This window comes from Halarcobacter mediterraneus (genome assembly GCF_004116625.1).
Lineage (GTDB): Bacteria > Campylobacterota > Campylobacteria > Campylobacterales > Arcobacteraceae > Halarcobacter > Halarcobacter mediterraneus.
In genome coordinates this window covers 50,460-67,896 of the sequence record NZ_NXIE01000001.1, presented here as the reverse complement: position 1 = coordinate 67,896, position 17,437 = coordinate 50,460, and the positions used below count along the sequence as shown (strand labels likewise).

At 27.6% G+C, this 17,437-nt stretch carries 16 protein-coding genes; 3 read left to right on the top strand and 13 right to left on the bottom strand.

Going from position 1 to position 17,437, the window contains the following annotated elements:
- Position 1: 1 nt before the first annotated feature.
- Both CP965_RS00315 and hypB read right to left on the bottom strand, forming a co-directional pair.
- On the bottom strand, positions 2-286 hold the full coding sequence (locus CP965_RS00315) for a HypC/HybG/HupF family hydrogenase formation chaperone (RefSeq protein ID WP_129060035.1): 285 nt from the start codon (positions 284-286) through the stop codon (positions 2-4).
- A 1-nt stretch (position 287) separates the two neighbouring features.
- Complete coding sequence (hypB, locus tag CP965_RS00310; protein ID WP_129060034.1) at positions 288-1,049, bottom strand: hydrogenase nickel incorporation protein HypB; 762 nt, start codon at positions 1,047-1,049, stop codon at positions 288-290.
- Between the two features lie 123 nt (positions 1,050-1,172).
- Between hypB and CP965_RS00305 the strand changes: the two genes are divergently transcribed.
- A complete protein-coding gene (locus tag CP965_RS00305) occupies positions 1,173-1,844 on the top strand; it encodes a hypothetical protein (protein WP_129060033.1) in 672 nt (223 codons plus the stop codon).
- Positions 1,813-2,196 carry a DUF3817 domain-containing protein gene (locus CP965_RS00300; protein WP_323807963.1) on the top strand — a complete coding sequence of 128 codons (384 nt, stop codon included), beginning with the start codon at positions 1,813-1,815 and terminating at the stop codon, positions 2,194-2,196. Before CP965_RS00305 ends, CP965_RS00300 begins: the two co-directional genes overlap by 32 nt.
- A gap of 17 nt (positions 2,197-2,213) precedes the next feature.
- Here the strand turns inward: CP965_RS00300 and CP965_RS00295 are convergent, their stop codons facing one another.
- A complete protein-coding gene (locus CP965_RS00295; RefSeq protein WP_129060031.1) occupies positions 2,214-2,867 on the bottom strand; it encodes a response regulator transcription factor in 654 nt (217 codons plus the stop codon).
- Between the two features lie 60 nt (positions 2,868-2,927).
- Entirely contained in the window at positions 2,928-4,337 is a 1,410-nt protein-coding gene (locus CP965_RS00290) for a DASS family sodium-coupled anion symporter (protein WP_164970967.1), read from the bottom strand.
- 233 nt (positions 4,338-4,570) lie between these two features.
- Here CP965_RS00290 and CP965_RS00285 point away from each other — a divergent pair, with 233 nt between their 5' ends.
- Complete coding sequence (locus tag CP965_RS00285) at positions 4,571-6,763, top strand: HAMP domain-containing methyl-accepting chemotaxis protein (RefSeq protein ID WP_228712643.1); 2,193 nt, start codon at positions 4,571-4,573, stop codon at positions 6,761-6,763.
- 18 nt (positions 6,764-6,781) lie between these two features.
- Here the strand turns inward: CP965_RS00285 and CP965_RS00280 are convergent, their stop codons facing one another.
- The 9 genes from CP965_RS00280 to CP965_RS00240 all read right to left on the bottom strand — a co-directional run bounded on the left by CP965_RS00280 (position 6,782) and on the right by CP965_RS00240 (position 17,375).
- A complete protein-coding gene (locus CP965_RS00280) occupies positions 6,782-7,198 on the bottom strand; it encodes a hypothetical protein (protein ID WP_129060030.1) in 417 nt (138 codons plus the stop codon).
- 80 nt (positions 7,199-7,278) lie between these two features.
- The gene (locus tag CP965_RS00275; RefSeq protein ID WP_129060029.1) at positions 7,279-8,625 is read right to left on the bottom strand and encodes a sodium-dependent transporter; all 1,347 of its coding nucleotides are present in this window, start codon (positions 8,623-8,625) and stop codon (positions 7,279-7,281) included.
- Positions 8,626-8,706: 81 nt separating this feature from the next.
- Positions 8,707-10,935 carry a carbamoyltransferase HypF gene (hypF, locus tag CP965_RS00270; RefSeq protein ID WP_129060028.1) on the bottom strand — a complete coding sequence of 743 codons (2,229 nt, stop codon included), beginning with the start codon at positions 10,933-10,935 and terminating at the stop codon, positions 8,707-8,709.
- A gap of 42 nt (positions 10,936-10,977) precedes the next feature.
- Positions 10,978-11,538, bottom strand: a complete 561-nt coding sequence (locus CP965_RS00265) for a HyaD/HybD family hydrogenase maturation endopeptidase (RefSeq protein ID WP_164970966.1) — start codon at positions 11,536-11,538, stop codon at positions 10,978-10,980.
- On the bottom strand, positions 11,538-12,203 hold the full coding sequence (cybH, locus tag CP965_RS00260; RefSeq protein ID WP_129060026.1) for a Ni/Fe-hydrogenase, b-type cytochrome subunit: 666 nt from the start codon (positions 12,201-12,203) through the stop codon (positions 11,538-11,540). The genes CP965_RS00265 and cybH overlap by 1 nt, the downstream gene beginning before the upstream one ends.
- 9 nt (positions 12,204-12,212) lie before the next feature.
- Positions 12,213-13,943, bottom strand: coding sequence for a nickel-dependent hydrogenase large subunit (locus tag CP965_RS00255; protein WP_129060025.1), 1,731 nt, complete (start codon positions 13,941-13,943; stop codon positions 12,213-12,215).
- A 3-nt stretch (positions 13,944-13,946) separates the two neighbouring features.
- Entirely contained in the window at positions 13,947-15,107 is a 1,161-nt protein-coding gene (locus CP965_RS00250; RefSeq protein ID WP_129060024.1) for a hydrogenase small subunit, read from the bottom strand.
- A 166-nt stretch (positions 15,108-15,273) separates the two neighbouring features.
- Positions 15,274-16,809 carry a Kae1-like domain-containing protein gene (locus CP965_RS00245; RefSeq protein WP_129060023.1) on the bottom strand — a complete coding sequence of 512 codons (1,536 nt, stop codon included), beginning with the start codon at positions 16,807-16,809 and terminating at the stop codon, positions 15,274-15,276.
- Positions 16,800-17,375, bottom strand: a complete 576-nt coding sequence (locus tag CP965_RS00240) for a HyaD/HybD family hydrogenase maturation endopeptidase (protein WP_129060022.1) — start codon at positions 17,373-17,375, stop codon at positions 16,800-16,802. Before CP965_RS00240 ends, CP965_RS00245 begins: the two co-directional genes overlap by 10 nt.
- Positions 17,376-17,437: the final 62 nt, after the last annotated feature.

Genomic DNA, 17,437 nt, shown 5'->3' with positions numbered 1-17,437 from the left:
CTTAAGCCTTATTGGGACAGGCTTCATCTTCAAGTATTGCCTGACGACGTTCATCTTCTTCCATTTTTTCTATAATTTCTTTATAAACCTCTAAAGAAGCTAAAGCATCTTCTTCATTTATTTTATTCATTGCAAAACCAATATGAATAAGTACATAATCCCCAACTTCCACAGCCTGATCAACTAGTTCTAAAGAAGCTTGTCTTTCTACTCCCATTGTATCAACGGTTGCTATATTATTTTCTTTATCTATTTTTGTAATTTTTGATGGTATTGATAAACACATATTATCTCATTTTTCTTTTAAAATTAATCCACTCAACAACTGCTTGTAAACTATCTTTATCTTTTATTGATACTTCTAAAATATCTACATTTGGTTTTAGCTTTCTTGCAACTTCTTTTTCTTTTTCTAAATCATATTCAAAATATGGAAGAAGATCTGTTTTTGTAAATAATATTAAATCAGCTGTTCGAAACATAACAGGATATTTTGCAATTTTATCTTCTCCTTCTGGAATAGAAACAAGAACGATATTTAAATGAGTACCAACATCATAAGAAGCTGGACATACAAGATTTCCTACATTTTCTACAAAACATACATCTAGTTCTTCTAAAGGCATATCATGCAAACCTTTATGAACCATAAAAGCATCTAAATGACAGGCACTACCTGTTTGAATTTGTACAGCTTTTATATCTTTTTCTTTTAACCTATCAGCATCTTTATTTGTTTCTAAATCACCTTCTACAACACCAAATTTAAAATTTGTAAGTTCAGATAAATGCTCTAAAAGAGTTGTTTTCCCACTTCCAGGACTTGACATTAAATTAACTCCTAAAACATTATGTTTATCAAAGTGTGCTCTATTATGAGCTGCTTCATGGTCATTTTTATCTAAAATTTTTTTAATGACTGAAATTGTCTTACTATCATTTAATTGTGGGTTATGATGTAAGGTTTCATGAGCTGATTGATGAGAGTCTGAATCTCCATGATGTTCATGATGATGGTCTGTTATTGAGCATCCGCAATCTTGACACATAGTTTTTCCTTTATTTAATGAATGTTCATTTATATAAACTATAGTTTATTTTCTAGAAGCTGAAAGCAAGCTAATAGCTTATACTACTTATGTACTTTTAGGACAAAAATAGTAAAATAAAATATGATAAAAAAATGCCCATATTGTAACAATAAACAATTATACCATTTAAAGAACAATTATAAAAAATGTTCTTCATGTAAAAAAAAGTTTTCTGTAAAAAAATTTGAAACAGATATTACTGTTATTGAATTTTTCTGTAATCAAATAAGCGCAAATAAATGTGCAAAGCTTTTAAATGTTAATTATCGTACTATAAAAAATAGATACAACCTTTTTAGAAAACTTATTTCAAACTATTTAGAAGAAACTTATCAATCTTTACCAAAAGATAATAGTTCATATGAAGAGTTTTATTATTTTAATGATAAACAAAAAAAAGAAAAGAAAAAATCTTTATATGAAGCAATCAATATCATAGGTTTTTATTCAAATAAAAGAATTTATACTCTTTTAATGCCAAAACTCCCCCTATATAATAATGAAGACGATAATAAAACCTTTGAAAACTATTTAAAATGGCATAGAATTTTTTCTAAAGATTCCTATTCTACTCCTCTAAATATTTTTTGGAAATATTTAGAAAAAAATCTTAGAAAATATAAAGGAATAGATGATGAAAACTTCTTTTATTACCTAAAAGAGTGTGAATTTAAATTTAATTACCTACAAAATGAACAAATTAAAATTTTAAAAAACCTATATTTTAAAGAGTACACTAAATTTACACTCTAAAGTAGCTATAATTTTAAAAGAATATAATTTAATAAAAAAAGAAGGAAAAAATATGTTAAATTCTGCTTTAGGACGTTTTAGAGTTATTTCTGCCATTGAAGGCCTTTCTTTTCTAGTCTTAGTACTTATTGCTATGCCTATAAAATATATTGGAGGAGATCCTCAGCCTGTAAAAATCATAGGTATGGCTCATGGTGTTTTATTTATTATTTTTATGCTTTCTTTATTTGAAGCAAAAATTAGACATGAATGGGAAAATAGTTTAACTTTACAACTTTTTATTTTATCTTTAATCCCTTTTGGGGCTATATTTATAGAGAAAAAAGTAAAACCTATTAGAAATATTAACTAATATAGATGAGATTTCATCTATATTAGTTTAACTTTTTTACTTAAAGAATATCCCAAACCTTTTATAATTTCTATACTATCTTTTGGTAATTTTTTTCTAAGTCTTTTTATCATAGCTCTAATATTTGTTAAGTTTGTTTGTTCACCTTCCCATACATACTCAGTTATTTCTTCATAAGTTGCTACTTTATTAAGTCTCTCACAAAATAGTGATAAAAATAAAATCTCTTTTTTTGTTAACTGAATTTCATTATTGTCTTTATATAAAACATAATTAATAAAATCAAATTTAAAGTTTTCATCAAACTCTAAAAACCTACATTTAATACAACATAGTTTTTTTACTTTACTTACTAACTCAATAAGATAAAAAGGTTTTTTTAAACAATCACAACAACCTAAATCATAAGCCTTTTTTATTTTTACAAAATCATTATTTGAAGTGATTATAATAGGAATACTTTTGTTTGTTAATCTAATCAATTCTAATAAATATAAACCATCTATAGAAGATGCTTCTGCATCTAAAATATAGCAACTATAGCCATTACTTAAAAACTCTAAGGCTTCTTGTCCATCAAAAAAAACATCAAGACTGTAGTTTTCTTTTTCTAGGACATCTCTTATATCTTTTGATACTTTTTTATCAGATTGTAAAAGTAAAATCTTCAATTAAGAATCTCCATAAAATATTAAAGAAATAAAAAGTAGCATCTTAAAAGATGCTACTTTTTAAATAATGAAGAATGCAAGAAGAACTAGTGCAGAAAGGAAAATTATTCCAAATATTGCACCTAATAGCCACCAAGTCGCTTGAGAAATATATCCTGCTCCATACCAAATAGGTGATGGTCCTGTTGCATAAGGAGTTAAAATTCCCATTAGACCTAAAGAACCAACTAATAATAAAGCTAAAGAAGGAACCATATCTGCTGGAATTAAATTCATACCTATTCCTAAAAATAGTGGTAATAAAGCAACAACATGTGCTGTAACACTAGCAAATAAATAATGAAATAAAAAGAATAATACAACTAAAACTATTATAACTACAGTTGGGGTTAGTCCTCCTAACCAATTTGAAATTAAACCTGCTGCCCAATCTAAATATCCCACTTTTTTCAAGCCACTTGCCATTGCAACTAAAGTAGCAAACCAAATGAATACATTGATTGCAGCTTTATTAGTAATAACATCTTCCCATGAAATTACATTTGTTAATACAAGTAAAGATAATACAGCTAAGGCAGCAACTGTACTATTTACACCTATAGATTTTCCAAAAATCCACATAAGAAGAGCAAGCACACCTAAACCTAACATTAGTAACTCTTTTTTTGTAATTGAACCCATTTTTTTTAATTCATCTTTTGCCCAAATTGGTGCTTCAGGAGAATATTTTTGTTCAGGTGGATAAATTAAGTATGACAAATAAGGAATAAGTAAAAATAAAGGAATCATTATTATTGCTAAAGTTGAAAACCATTGTCCCCATTCAATTACAATACCTGCATTTTTTTCCACTAAAGAAACTGCAAGTAAGTTCGGTGCAAGTGCTGTTAAAAACATAGAACTTGTTACGCACGTTGCTGCAATTGCAACCCAAGAAATATATGCACCCAATTTTCTTGGTTCATTTTCAGGAGTAGAATTAAACATTTGAGGAATATTAATTGCTATTGGGAAAATTGTACCTGCACTTCTTGCCGTATTTGAAGGCATAAAAGGAGATAAAATACCATCAGAAAAAGCCACAGCATAACCTAATCCTAATGAAGTTTTTCCTAAATATTTTACAAGTAATAAAGCGATACGTTTACCTAAACCTGATTTTTTATAACCTAAGGCAAACATAAATGCCGCAAAAATCAACCAGATAACTCCATTTGAAAAACCACTTAATGCCCAATCTCTACTAGCTTTTGCACTCTCACCTACTAAACCAAAAGTTGCACAAAAAGCTACACCTGTTAAACCTATTAAAGCAGCAGGAATTGGTTCTAAAATCAAACCTACAATTACACCTAAAAATACTGCAAAAAAATAGTGTGCATTTGTACTTAAACCTTCTGGGGTTGGTAGAAGAGCAATAACTATAGCTACAAGAATAGGTAGTAACATTTTCATTTTGTTACTTAACATAACGTCTCCTTCATAAATATTGTAATAAAGTAATAATATGATTTTTATGTGACATTAGTATGACATTTTTCTTCTTCTTACTAAAGTATTAATAAATTTTGAGACAAATCTTTCTTTCTTATAAATAAATAATATTATATATTTTTATTTAAGCTTAAATAAAATTTTGTTGGAATACTATTATAATATTAATATTATTTATCAATGTTACATTGATAGAAAAAGGATTTAAAATGACAATTAAAAATAAACTTTTAATTTCATTTGGAACAATAATTATATTATTGTCTATCGTATCTGTATATAGTATATTAGGAATTAATAAATCATCAAAAGGATTTACTCACTACAGAGAAATGGCAAGAGACAATATTCTTGCAAGTCAAATTCAATCAAATATGTTAATGATAAGAATGAATGTTAAAGATTATTTGAATAGTTCATCAAAAAAAGACATAGAAGAATATTCACACTATTATCAAAAAACATTGCAGCTATTAAAAGAAGCTAAAAAGAATATTCAAAAACCTACTAGAGTAAAGTTTATTCAAGAATTAGATAAAAAACTCATTGATTATAATAAAAAGTTTAAAGAAATAATTATTTACATGAAATCAGAAAATGATTATTTTTCAAAACTTGCAACACACGGTAATAATATTGAAGATTCGCTTACATCAATTATGAATGATAGATATAAAAATAAAGAAAACTATACTTCACTACAAACTGCAAAAGCTCTTAGAACATTATTACTTATAAGACTTAGTACTACAAAATACTATGTCAATAGCAATAAAGATGATATAAAAAAAGCTTATGCAGAGTTTGATAATTTAAAAAAGAGCTTAAACTCAATTAGAATAATTATTAAAAATAATAAAGAAAAAATAGAAGTCGAAAAAGCTACAAAATTTCTTAACTTATATATGAATAATCTAAAAATGATGAGTGAAGCCATTTCAAAAAGAGATTTAAATATAAATATAGTTAATGCTATTGGACCAGAGATTGCAGAGATTGCAGAAAAAATTAAAATTTCTATAAAGAAAGAACAAGACACAATAGGACCAGAAGTTGCTGAAAATAATAATATCCTAAAAACTATAACTATACTTATTTCACTAGTTATTCTTATTTTAATTATTTTATTATCAGTATTTATACCAAAATCTATCAGTGAAGAAATAAATGAATTTCAAAAAGGTTTAATGAGCTTCTTTAAATATATTAACAGAGAAATTGAAAATACAGAACCTATAAAAAATAACACAAAATCAGAAATAGGGATTATGTCAAAAGTTGTAAATGAAAATATTACAAAAACAAAAAAATCTATTGATGAAGATAGAGCTATTATTCAAGAAACAGTAGAAGTATTAAGTGAGTTTGAACAAGGAGATTTATGTCAAAGAATTACTACTAATGTTTCAAATCCATCTTTAAATAAATTAAAAGATGTATTAAATAAAATGGGTAATAATTTTGAGAAAAACATTGAAAATATTTTAGATGTATTAGAAGAGTTCTCAAAGTATAATTATTTAAATAAAATAGATACTAATGGAATAAAAGAACACCTTGAAAAACTTGCTAATGGTGTAAATAATCTAGGTATTTCTATTACTAAAATGTTAATTGAAAACAAAAAAAATGGACTTATTTTAAATCATAGCTCTAACTCTCTTTTAGAAAATGTTAATATCTTAAATATTAACTCAAATGAAGCTGCTGCATCTTTAGAAGAAACAGCTGCTGCTTTAGAAGAGATTACTAGTAATATAACACTTACAACAAATAAAATAACTCAAATGAGTGAGTTAACAACAGATGTTACTGCCTCTGCAAATGAAGGTGAGAAATTAGCTCTTAAAACAAATGAGGCTATGAGTGAAATTGATGAACAAGTAAACTCTATTAATGAAGCAATTACAGTGATTGATCAAATTGCATTCCAAACAAATATTCTTTCACTAAATGCTGCAGTTGAAGCTGCAACTGCTGGTGAAGCAGGAAAAGGTTTTGCAGTAGTTGCCCAAGAAGTAAGAAACTTAGCAACTAGATCTGCTGAAGCAGCAAAACAAATTAAAGAATTAGTTGAAACTGCAACATTAAAAGCAAATGAAGGTAAAGATATTTCAAATGAAATGCAAAATGGTTATATAAACCTAAAAAATAATATTACTCAAACAATAGAACTTATAGAAGATATTTCTAATGCTTCAAAAGAACAACAAACAGGTATTGTTCAAATAAATGAAGCAATTAACTCTTTAGATGAGCAGACACAAAAAAATGCCTCAATTGCCAATAAAACAGAAGAAGTAGCTTTAAACACTTCTAAGATTGCAAGCACTGTAGTTAAAAATGCAAATGAAAAAGAATTTGAAGGAAAAGAAGATATAGAAAAAGATATAAATAGTTAGAAATTCTAACTATTTATATTAAAATACAAAAGAGATATCTGTAATTGAAATATTATAAATATTTACTTTTACTCCTGTATTATCTAAAATACTATATGAAATAATTAGTTCAGAAGGATTTTCTATTGTCTCATTTAACTCAACAAACTGTTTATATTTATCAAAATCAATGATTGCATATATAAACATTGCTTTTTCTTTAAACTTCTCATTGTTTATATACTTGTCATAAACCTCTTTATAAACTGTTTCATCATACTTATCATAAAAATTTTCTTTATACATATTTTCACAATACTCTTTTCTATCAAACTCATCAGTTCCATATTTTTGATAATCTTTATGAATAATAGCTTCCAAATCGGGATGAATTTCAAAAAAATTATATCTTGAATATCCATCTTCTTTTGAGATTTCATTTGTTGTTTTTATCATTTTAATTCCTACTTTACTTATAAAAAAAGCAGAAGCCTTAGCCTCTGCTTTTTATTTTTGTTATTGTACATTTTTTTAGATTAGAATTTAAAAAGTCCTGTTTCATTTAAAATAACAATAACTAATGCAATTGGAATTATAAATCTAACCATAAAGAACCAAAATTTAGTTAAAAACTCTCCCATTACAGGAATAAGTTCATTTTCTATTTCTTTTTTATCCATATAATGCCCAATAAAGACAACTACTAAAATCCCTCCAATTGGAACTAAAATAGTTGAACAAACAAAATCCAACCAATCAAATAAACTTTTTTCACCTATTTTAAAAACTTCAGAATAAGCTTCTATATTAGATAATAAAACTGCAACTCCTACTAGATAAAATAAAATACCACAAATCATAGTTGCTTTTATTCTTGAAAAATTAAATCTATTTTCAAAATATTCTACGGCTGGTTCTATCATTGAAACAGCAGAAGTAATTCCAGCAAAAGCAATTGCAATAAAAAATAATAAAGCTAAAAAAGAACCCACTGAACCAAACTCATAAAATACTGAAGGTAATGAAATAAATACTAAACCTGCACCTTTTGTTGATTCTGCACCTTTATCAAATAATAAAGTAAAAATAATAAGACCTGCAACAATTGCAACTGTTGTATCTATAATTGAAATTAGAATAGATGATTTTACAATATTACTATCTTTAGGTAAAGAAGCAGCATAAGTAATAATAATCCCCATTCCTAAAGACAAAGTATAAAAAGCTTGTCCAATTGCTACAATCACTGCTTCTGAAGATAATTTAGAAAAATCAGGATTAAACATGAAAGAAAAAGCATTAGAAAAACTATCTATACTAATTGAATAAATTAATAAAATTCCTAATAAAATTCCTAATAAAGGCATTAAGATTTTATTTATTTTTTCAATACCACCTTTTATTCCCCTTAAAATAATTGCAGTAACTAATACAAATACAACAGTATGATAAAACAATTGAGTTTGAATATCAGTAGTTAATAAAGTCATAAAAACTTCAGTTGATTGTTCTACGGTATGAGGTAAACCTTGAAGAGAAATTGATATATAATGAAAAATCCAACCAATCACAACAGAATAATATGTAAGAATTATTAAGGGTACAAAAGCCATAAAACCAGCATACTTCCAAAGTTTTTTATGCTTTGTTGCTAGGTTTTCAAACATTGATACAGCATCATTTCTTCCAAGTTTACCTATAAGTAACTCTGAGATAAGAATAAAAACTCCAATAAATAAAGCGGTAATCAAATATACTAATACAAAAGCACCACCCCCATATTCTCCAGTTACATATGGAAATTTCCAAATATTTCCTAACCCAACTGCTGAACCAACAGCAGCTAAAATAAATCCTATTTTACTAAATCTTGAACTAATCAAAAAAGCTCCTTAATTAAAGAATTTATTTTATCTAAATTTATTTTAAATAAAGATGTGACTTTTATGTAATTTTTTGAAATTTTAACTTATATAATAGATTTGACCAATTGAAATTCCTCCATCATTCAAAGGTATTTGTTTAGAATAAAAATATTTTCGTTTCATTTCCTTTAATTTTTTACAAACTAGGTCTATTAAAGTTTTATTCTGAAAAACTCCCCCACTAAGAACTAATGGTAATTTTTCGTAGTCTTTACTTATATAAAGAATTATTTCTACTAAAGTATTTATGAATTTCGAGCAAATAACTTTTATCTCTTTCTCTTTTAATATTTGATTTATCATAGGAGATAAATCAATTTGATTATTAATAACTTCAAAATCAAAATTCTCAACAATAGTTTTATCATAATTTTGCTCGATTGCAAGTCCCGTTTGTCCTTCATAACTTTGAATATGAACAAGATTAGATAAAGAAGCAATTGCATCAAATAATCTTCCCATAGAGCTTGTAAGTGGAGAATTTAAACCTTTTACCCAAGCCATATGAAGCATCTTGATTTCTTTCTTACTAAACTGTTTAACAACAGAACTTTCTAAAGATAAAACTTCCTCTAATGTAAACTCTTCAAATAATAAAGATAAAGCAACCCTTTTAGGTTCTTTTACTGCTTTCTCACCACCTAAAAGTTTAAAATATTTTAGATGATAAGCTCTTTCATAGCTTTTATTATTACAAATAAAAACTTCCCCACCCCAAATGTTTCCATCATCTCCATATCCAGTTCCATCAAAAGCAAAACCAAGTACTTTTTCTTTTAGTTTATATTCTGCCATTGTTGATAAAATATGAGCATAATGGTGTTGTACAAAAACAAGCTCTTTATTTAAAGTTTTTGCCCATTTAGTATTTTCATAATTTGGATGTTTATCACAAACTATTACATCAGGTTCAAAGTCATAAAAGTTTTTAAAAGTTTCAATAGTTCGTTTAAAATATTCCATTGACTCAATTGAGTTTAAATCCCCAATATGAGGTGATAAAATAAGATTATCTTCAAAAGCTAAAGCAATAGTTGACTTTTGATTTGCTCCAAGGGCTAATATTTTTTTAGAAACTTTTTTTTCTAATTTTAAAGAAGTTGGGGCATAACCCCTTGCATTTCTAAGTTTACTAATATCATCATTTACAACTTGAACAACAGAGTCATCACAAGCATTTACTATATCTCTATTAAAATCCAATACAAAATCTACTACATCTGCAAGTTTTTTTAATATTTCATCTTTAAATCTTATGATTGGCTCATCTTTTAGATTTGCACTTGTTGCAACTATTGGATTATTTAAATATCTAAAAAGTATATAATGCAAAGGAGTATAAGCAATAAAGCACCCTAATCTATCAATATTTGGTGCTACACTATTTGAAAGTCCACTTTTATTTTTCTTTCTAACTAGAACTATAGGTTTCTCTTTTGAGTTTAAAAGTTCTTCCTCTTTTTCTGACAAAAAGGTATGTTCTTTTATTTCTTCAATACTTTTAAACATAACGGCAAAAGGTTTTTCAGGTCTATTTTTTCTTTGTCTTAAGTTTTTAACAGACTCCTCATTTGTTCCATCACAAACTAAATGAAAACCTCCAAGTCCTTTGATAGCTATTATTTTTCCAGAATTAATTAATTTTGCTACTTCTTTTATAGCTTCTAAAGAGGAAAAGATTTTTTTATTATTCCCATCATAAAGGCTAACTTCTGGGCCACATTTTTCACATGCAATAGGTTGAGCATGATATCTTCTATTAGTAGGCTCTTTATACTCTTTTTCACAAGCTTCACAAAGAGTAAATTCTGCCATTGAAGTATTACATCTATCATAAGGAACTGTTTTAATTATAGAGTATCTTGGTCCACAGTTAGTGCAGTTTGTTAAAGCATAATTTTCTCTAAAATTTGATTCATCATTTATATCATCAATACAATCTTGGCAAACTGCTATATCTGGACTTATAATTGTTGATTTATTATTATTTATTTTACTTTTTTTAATTTCAAATTTTGTATAAATTTTTGTTGAGTTTAATTCCTCTATTTCAATAGAGTCTATTTTTGATAAGGGTGGTGGTTTTTCTTCTAATTCTCTTATGAAATTTTCTGTATTTTCTTTTGATGAAAAAATAAGAATATTTACTCCTTTTTCATCATTATTTACCCAACCATTTATAGAGTATTTTAAGGCTAAATTAAAAATAAAAGGTCTAAATCCAACTCCTTGAACAATACCTTTTACTCTAATTTTATATGTTAGCATTTCAAACTCTTTATATTTATTTCAAAGAAAATATATCATAATTTAAATTTTAGGACCATTTATAATATCTCTTTTAAAAGAAACTTGAGCAATATGTTCTATTGTTGTTTCATTTTTTATTTTAGTTTGAATATCTAATTTATTAAGATATTTAACTACCACTTCCTCCATTAGCTTGACAGCACTAATTATCTCTTTACTTAATTCAAAGGTAGTATCATCAGCTACTCTTTTGGGAATAACTCCTAATACATTCGTTTGAGGTAAATCTTTATTCATATCAATCATATTTAGTGTTTGAAGCATCTCTACTTCATGGGCACTTCCTTGCCAATTGATATTTGAAGGGGCTTTGTGATAATCAAAAAAATAAACATCACCAGGCATTGAATCATCTGCATCAATACAGTCAACTACAATAAGCTCATCATACTTTACTATAAGAGGAATAAGTCTTTGAGCTAATGTTCCACCATCTACAATGCTAACAGTAGAATCTTTAGCCTCAAATTCATATTTTTCATCTAAATAATGAATAAAATGAGCCCCTATTCCTTCATCTTGAAACAATATGTTCCCTATTCCTAATATTAATACATTCATTAATGTTCTTCTTCCCATTTATATCCAGAAACAATAGAATCCATTGCTCCACTTTTTCCATAAACAGAGTTAAATATAGCAAGATAAATATGAATTGGTAAAAATACAATAAAAAACCACATAGCTATATGATGAATTTCTCTAACCATTGCAAGAGAACCCATCATAACTTCTAAAGGTCTTAAAAACTCATATAAAAATCCCCCTAACCCTTCATGATAAACATGCATATGTAAAACTAAACCTGTAATACATATTACGATAAGTGTGATATAAACACCTAAATATGCAACAAACTGTAAAGGATTATATACTCCTTTTAGTCTTGCATGTTTTCCAATTAATAGATAATATTTAATTTGTTTTACCCATACTTTTGGATTAATAAAATCCAAAAAAGAGACTCTTTCTATCTTACTTTGTTTATCAAAAATAAATAAATAAAACTTTCCAATTGTAACTGCAATTAAAAGAAATCCAAAAATAATATGCCATGATCTCATTAAAGCATATAAATAGTTATTTGGTTCTCCTTGATTAAGTGCAGGAGCTATAAAAGGAACTGCAAGATAAAACCCAGTAAAAGTAAGAACTACAATAGCTATAGCTCTTACCCAGTGAGTGATTCTAACCCAAAATGAAAACTCATAATGTTTTTTAATCATGACTGCTCCTTAACAAGATAGTCCATAAAATGGATCTACCTTGTATGTACCTAAATCATTACCTTTTTTATCCATTACATGAACTGCACAAGCAATACAAGGGTCAAAAGAGTGAATAACTCTAATAATCTCTAAAGGTTGAGTTAAGTCTTGAACTTTTAGTCCCACTAAATTTGCTTCATAAGGTCCTATTTGTCCTAATGAATCAATTGGCCCTGCATTCCAAGTTGACGGAACAACTGCTTGATAGTTTTCTACAACTGCATTTTTAATTCTAATCCAGTGAGAAAGCATACCCCTTGGAACATCCCCAATAAATCTTCCTCTATACTCTTTATCTTTGTCAATTTTATATGAAGTAAAGGTGTCTTGGTCAACTTTTAAGTTCTCAATTAATGTATTAAATGCCTCTAATCCATGTTTAGCAATTGCTCTTACTTGAATCATTCTAGCTGCTGTTCTTCCTAAAGTTGTAAATAACGCTGCTTTTGGAAGTCCTGTTTTAGCTAAGAAATCATCTACAAGAGGAACAATTTTTTCATTTCCTTTTGCATAAGAAATTAAAATACAAGCTAGTGGACCAACTTCCATTGGTTTACCATCATATCTTGGTGATTTAATCCAAGAGTATTTACCATTTTCATCGATTACTTTAGAGTGAATCATTTTTCCATCAGGACCTACTGTATCCATATCTTTAAATCCAGTATAATTAGGGTTTGTTTTACCATTATATGGATGCAAAGCTTCATTATCAGCATACCAAGAGTGAGTTGCTTCTTCAGTGATTAAATCTTCATTAATATCAAATACCTTTGATAAATCTCCATTTTCAATAATACCAGTATCAAATAAAAACTCTGTTTTATTTAATTGCATCTCTTGATGAGACATAAAGTTCATAACACCAGCTTGTTCTGTTACAGATGCTTCATCTTTATACATTTTTGCTGCCATAATAACATCAGCTTGGTAGGCATTTTCAATAAATTCTGAACCAACTTTAAATAAAGTTAAGTACTCACCCATTCTACTTGGGTCCATTAAGTCCATTACACAAGTTACACCACCAACAGTTAAACTTTGAGGGTGTGGTTGTTTACCACCAAACATAGCCATAAGTTTTGCTAAATCTCTTTGTACTTCTAAAGCTTTTAAATAGTGAGACAATAAAATTAAGTTTTGCTCAGGAGTTAATCTATAAGTTTTATGTCCCCAATAAGCATTTGCAAAAGGCCCTAATTGTCCTTTATCAACAAACTCTTTTACTCTTTTTTTAACTTTTTTTAAGTCATTTTCACCAGTAGCAATTGGTAATTCTGCATATTTAAATGCCTCTTTAGAAGCTTTTGCAGGGTCTGCATCAAGTGCTGAAACAACATCAACCCAATCAAGACCATGCAAATGATAAAAGTGAACAACATGGTCATGCATAAATAAAGCCATATTCATTAAAGACCTAGTTAATTTTGCATTTAAAGGAGGAACAATACCAAGTGCATCTTCAACAGCTTCAATCCCTGCTCTATAGTGAGAAAAAGTACAAACACCACAAATTCTTTGCATTAAGAAACCTGCATCTCTTGGGTCTCTATTTTTAACAATAGTTTCTAAACCTCTCCAAAGTGTTGATGTAGAGTAAGCATTTTGAATAACATTGTTTTCATCAACTTCAACCTCAATTCTTAAGTGTCCTTCAATCCTTGTAATTGGGTCTACTACTACTCTTTTATTTGCCATATTTTACTCCTCACCATCTTTTGGATTTTTAAATTTAGAAATAGCTGCATGTGCTGCAATACCAATACCTGTAGCTGTTAATAATCCAACACCAATTTTATCTGCTGTTGCATCAGCTCCAAGACCTTTAAATACTGTGCTATACAATCTATTTGCAACCGGTTCTTCAAATGGTCCCATCGTATCCCAAAAATCTGGTTCAGAACACCCAATACACCCATGACCTGCTTGAATAGGCCAAGACATATGTGAGTTAAATTTATTTTTTGAACAGTTATTAAAAGTATAAGGTCCTTTACACCCTACTTTGTATAAACAATAACCTTTTTTAGCACCTTCATCTCCAAACTCTTCTACAAATTCTCCAGCATCAAAGTGACCTCTTCTTTCACATAAATCATGTACTCTTCTTCCATAAGCCCATTTTGGTCTATTGTAGGCATCAAGGGCAGGAAGTGTTCCATAAAGAATATAGTGTAATAAAGTTCCTACAATATTTTTTTCACTTGGAGGACAACCTGGTACATTTATAACTGGTTTATTTGTAACTTTTGATAAAGCAACTGCTCCTGTAGGATTTGGAATTGCTGCTTGAACCCCTCCAAAAGAAGAACATGTGCCAATAGCAAATATTGCTGCTGCATTTTTTGATGCAAGTTGTGCAGAATGTTCACCAGTATGCCCATGACCTCCAATAGTTAAATAATGTGCACTATTTCCTGATGGAATTCCACCTTCAACCATTAAAATATATTGCCCTTTATAAGCCTCAATTGCATGTTCTAAATTATGCTCAGCTTGCCATCCTGCTGCTGCCATTAAGGTTTCGTGATACTCTAAAGAAATATAATCAAAAATTAAGGAGTCAATTGTAGGAGCATCAGTTCTCAAAAGTGATTCACTACATCCAGTACACTCAGCCATGTGTAACCAGATAATAGGAAGTCTATCACTTAATTTTGCAGCCTTTGCAACTAATGGTGTAAAAGAACCTGGAAGTGCAAGCATTACAGTAATTGCTGTAGCCCACTTCATAAAATCTCTTCTTGAAACACCCTTTTCATCTAAGTGACTCTCTATAGATTTATTTTCTTTAAGTCTAGGAAGTTTTTCTAAATCATTTAATCTTTTATTTAATTTTTCATATAGTATTTGCTCTTGCAAAATTCATCCTTCTTTAAATGAATGATTATTCATTTTATATTTAATGAAATTTTATACTATTAAAAGTTAAAGTTTCTTGACCATAATCAAAAATATGAATGATTATTCATTTTTTTAGAATAAATTGACTCATTTTGTAACTTTAAGCCAATTTATTGTAAATTTTTTAGTAATCTATAGGGTATTCTTTTGGAATAAGTATATTAATAGTATTTAGCTTTTTCTTTAGTTTAGAAAGTAAAATTGAGTTAGCAAACATATCACCACAAAGAATAATATCTTTTGCATTAAAATCACTTTGAATTTCTGTAACATTATCTGAAATAAAATCACACAATGATTCATAAAAAGAGTATGCTAATAATGTATCCTCTACTCCCGCAATCTTATAACTTAAAGTACTTTGGATAATTTTTCTATAATCTAAATAGTTCTTTCCATCTATTTGCATAACTTTCATATCAATTTGAAGTCCACTTTTACCACCAAACATTAAAGCTGTATCTTCAAACTGTTTATAATCTTTCATTCCTAAACAGTATGCAAGCATATTTAAAATAGCTTCAAAACCATCTGCATCTTTATCTATAAACTTTTTTTCAAAATATTTTGGAAAGCTTTTTTTATAATTGTCAATTAATCTATTGGTATTTTCATCTATACTTCTAATATCATCAATGCACTTTTCTATATTATTTAAAACATTTGGAATAAAAACTATATTTCTCTCTCCTAATTTTGCATTATTTATTTTAATAGCTGATTCATCACTTTTATATGAAAAATATACTCCAATAGTAGAAACTAACCTTTTATTAAATTGTGCAATACATGCTTTATAAACAGATCCATACTCCTCAAAATAGTCTTTACTTGAATTAACTCTTCTTTTTAAATCAAAATCATATTTAGGGAATAATCCCTTTTCTCCACAAATTATAATATTTTGTTCTTTATTATATGTAACTTTTAAGCCATCTTGGTAAACCTCATCATTGACATATAGTATATAATCAAAACCTTTGTCTTTTAAAGCTTTTGAAAAAAGTAAAGTTTCTTTATCATCTGCAATTTTGGCATAAATAAATCTAGTATTTGAAAACTCTCCTTTTGCATTTTGTAAAAGTTTAAATTTTAATTTTATAAGAGGCCTTTCTATTGAGCATAAAAGTTGTAAATCTTTTTGTGTAATATCTACTAGTTTTGAGATATTATTTATATTTGTAATTAAAAGTTTTACTTCATAACCTTTTGATTCAAACTCTTCTCTTAATTTTACAGATGGCAAAAATAAATCTTTTAAGCCATTGTGAGTTTCAAATCTTGATACCCCACCTTTTTTTATCTTATCAATATCATTTGTAAAGTCAATATTATTTTCATTTATAGTTTTCGTAATTTCATCATTTGTAAGAAGTGAAAGATTTAACTTTACATCCTGTTCTTCTAGTTCAAAAAATGAATCATAATCAAAGTGTTCTAAAACTTCTGCATTTGAAATAAATATTGATAAAGGAAGTTTTTCTTCAAGTACCTTAAAAAAGTTTTCTATTTCCTCTACTTCATCAGAACAAACTAAAAGAATAAAACCCCTATACATTTTACATGTAGCTTTAATTTTTGTATCTTCTATTAAATCATCAATGATATGCTTAAAATAAAAGTTTGTTGTATTAAAATCTATTTTATAAATTAATTCCATGTTGTATCTTCCTCATTTGGAATTCTAGTTAAATGTTCACCATTATAACTTCCAATTAGTTCTTGTGCAATAATCTTTAAGTCTTTATTATCAACTTTCTTTACTTTTACACCAATATTCTCAATCTCTTCTAAAGCTTGAGAAATAAAATCATCAAACTTATCTTCCAAAGTAGAAGTTAATCCTATTTCAACTGCTTCAATATCTTCAGGAATAATACCTAAAATAGTAACTGTAGCATGTTTATCCAAAACAGAACAAATCTCTAACATCTCTACAATTTCAACTTCATGGGCTGTTTTTCTATATTGTCCCATTCCAAGTAAAACCTCTGACGGAAGTCTATAAATAGATCCTGCTTCATCTTCAACAGAAACAGTATCTAAAATAATAACATTGTCATATTCTTGAAAATATGTCATTAGTTTAAAACCTAAAGTTCCACCATCTATTATCTCTAAATCATCATTAAATTCATAGTTTTGTTGTAAAAATTTAGAAGCATAAATCCCTACCCCCTCATCTTTAAACAAAACATTTCCAACCCCAACTACAATATTCTTCATATATATTCCTACTAATTTAAAAAACTTATTAAAGCTAATTTTATAGTTTTAATAAGTTTTTT

Bases quoted from the DNA above. Each gene is read 5' to 3' on its own strand.
- CP965_RS00305 (WP_129060033.1), top strand. From the start codon at position 1,173: ATGATAAAAAAATGCCCATATTGTAACAATAAACAATTATACCATTTA.
- CP965_RS00280 (WP_129060030.1), bottom strand. From the start codon at position 7,198: ATGATAAAAACAACAAATGAAATCTCAAAAGAAGATGGATATTCAAGA.
- CP965_RS00290 (WP_164970967.1), bottom strand. From the start codon at position 4,337: ATGTTAAGTAACAAAATGAAAATGTTACTACCTATTCTTGTAGCTATA.
- cybH (WP_129060026.1), bottom strand. From the start codon at position 12,203: ATGATTAAAAAACATTATGAGTTTTCATTTTGGGTTAGAATCACTCAC.
- CP965_RS00265 (WP_164970966.1), bottom strand. From the start codon at position 11,538: ATGAATGTATTAATATTAGGAATAGGGAACATATTGTTTCAAGATGAA.
- CP965_RS00245 (WP_129060023.1), bottom strand. From the start codon at position 16,809: ATGGAATTAATTTATAAAATAGATTTTAATACAACAAACTTTTATTTT.
- CP965_RS00240 (WP_129060022.1), bottom strand. From the start codon at position 17,375: ATGAAGAATATTGTAGTTGGGGTTGGAAATGTTTTGTTTAAAGATGAG.
- hypF (WP_129060028.1), bottom strand. From the start codon at position 10,935: ATGCTAACATATAAAATTAGAGTAAAAGGTATTGTTCAAGGAGTTGGA.
- hypB (WP_129060034.1), bottom strand. From the start codon at position 1,049: ATGTGTCAAGATTGCGGATGCTCAATAACAGACCATCATCATGAACAT.
- CP965_RS00285 (WP_228712643.1), top strand. From the start codon at position 4,571: ATGACAATTAAAAATAAACTTTTAATTTCATTTGGAACAATAATTATA.
- CP965_RS00315 (WP_129060035.1), bottom strand. From the start codon at position 286: ATGTGTTTATCAATACCATCAAAAATTACAAAAATAGATAAAGAAAAT.
- CP965_RS00255 (WP_129060025.1), bottom strand. From the start codon at position 13,943: ATGGCAAATAAAAGAGTAGTAGTAGACCCAATTACAAGGATTGAAGGA.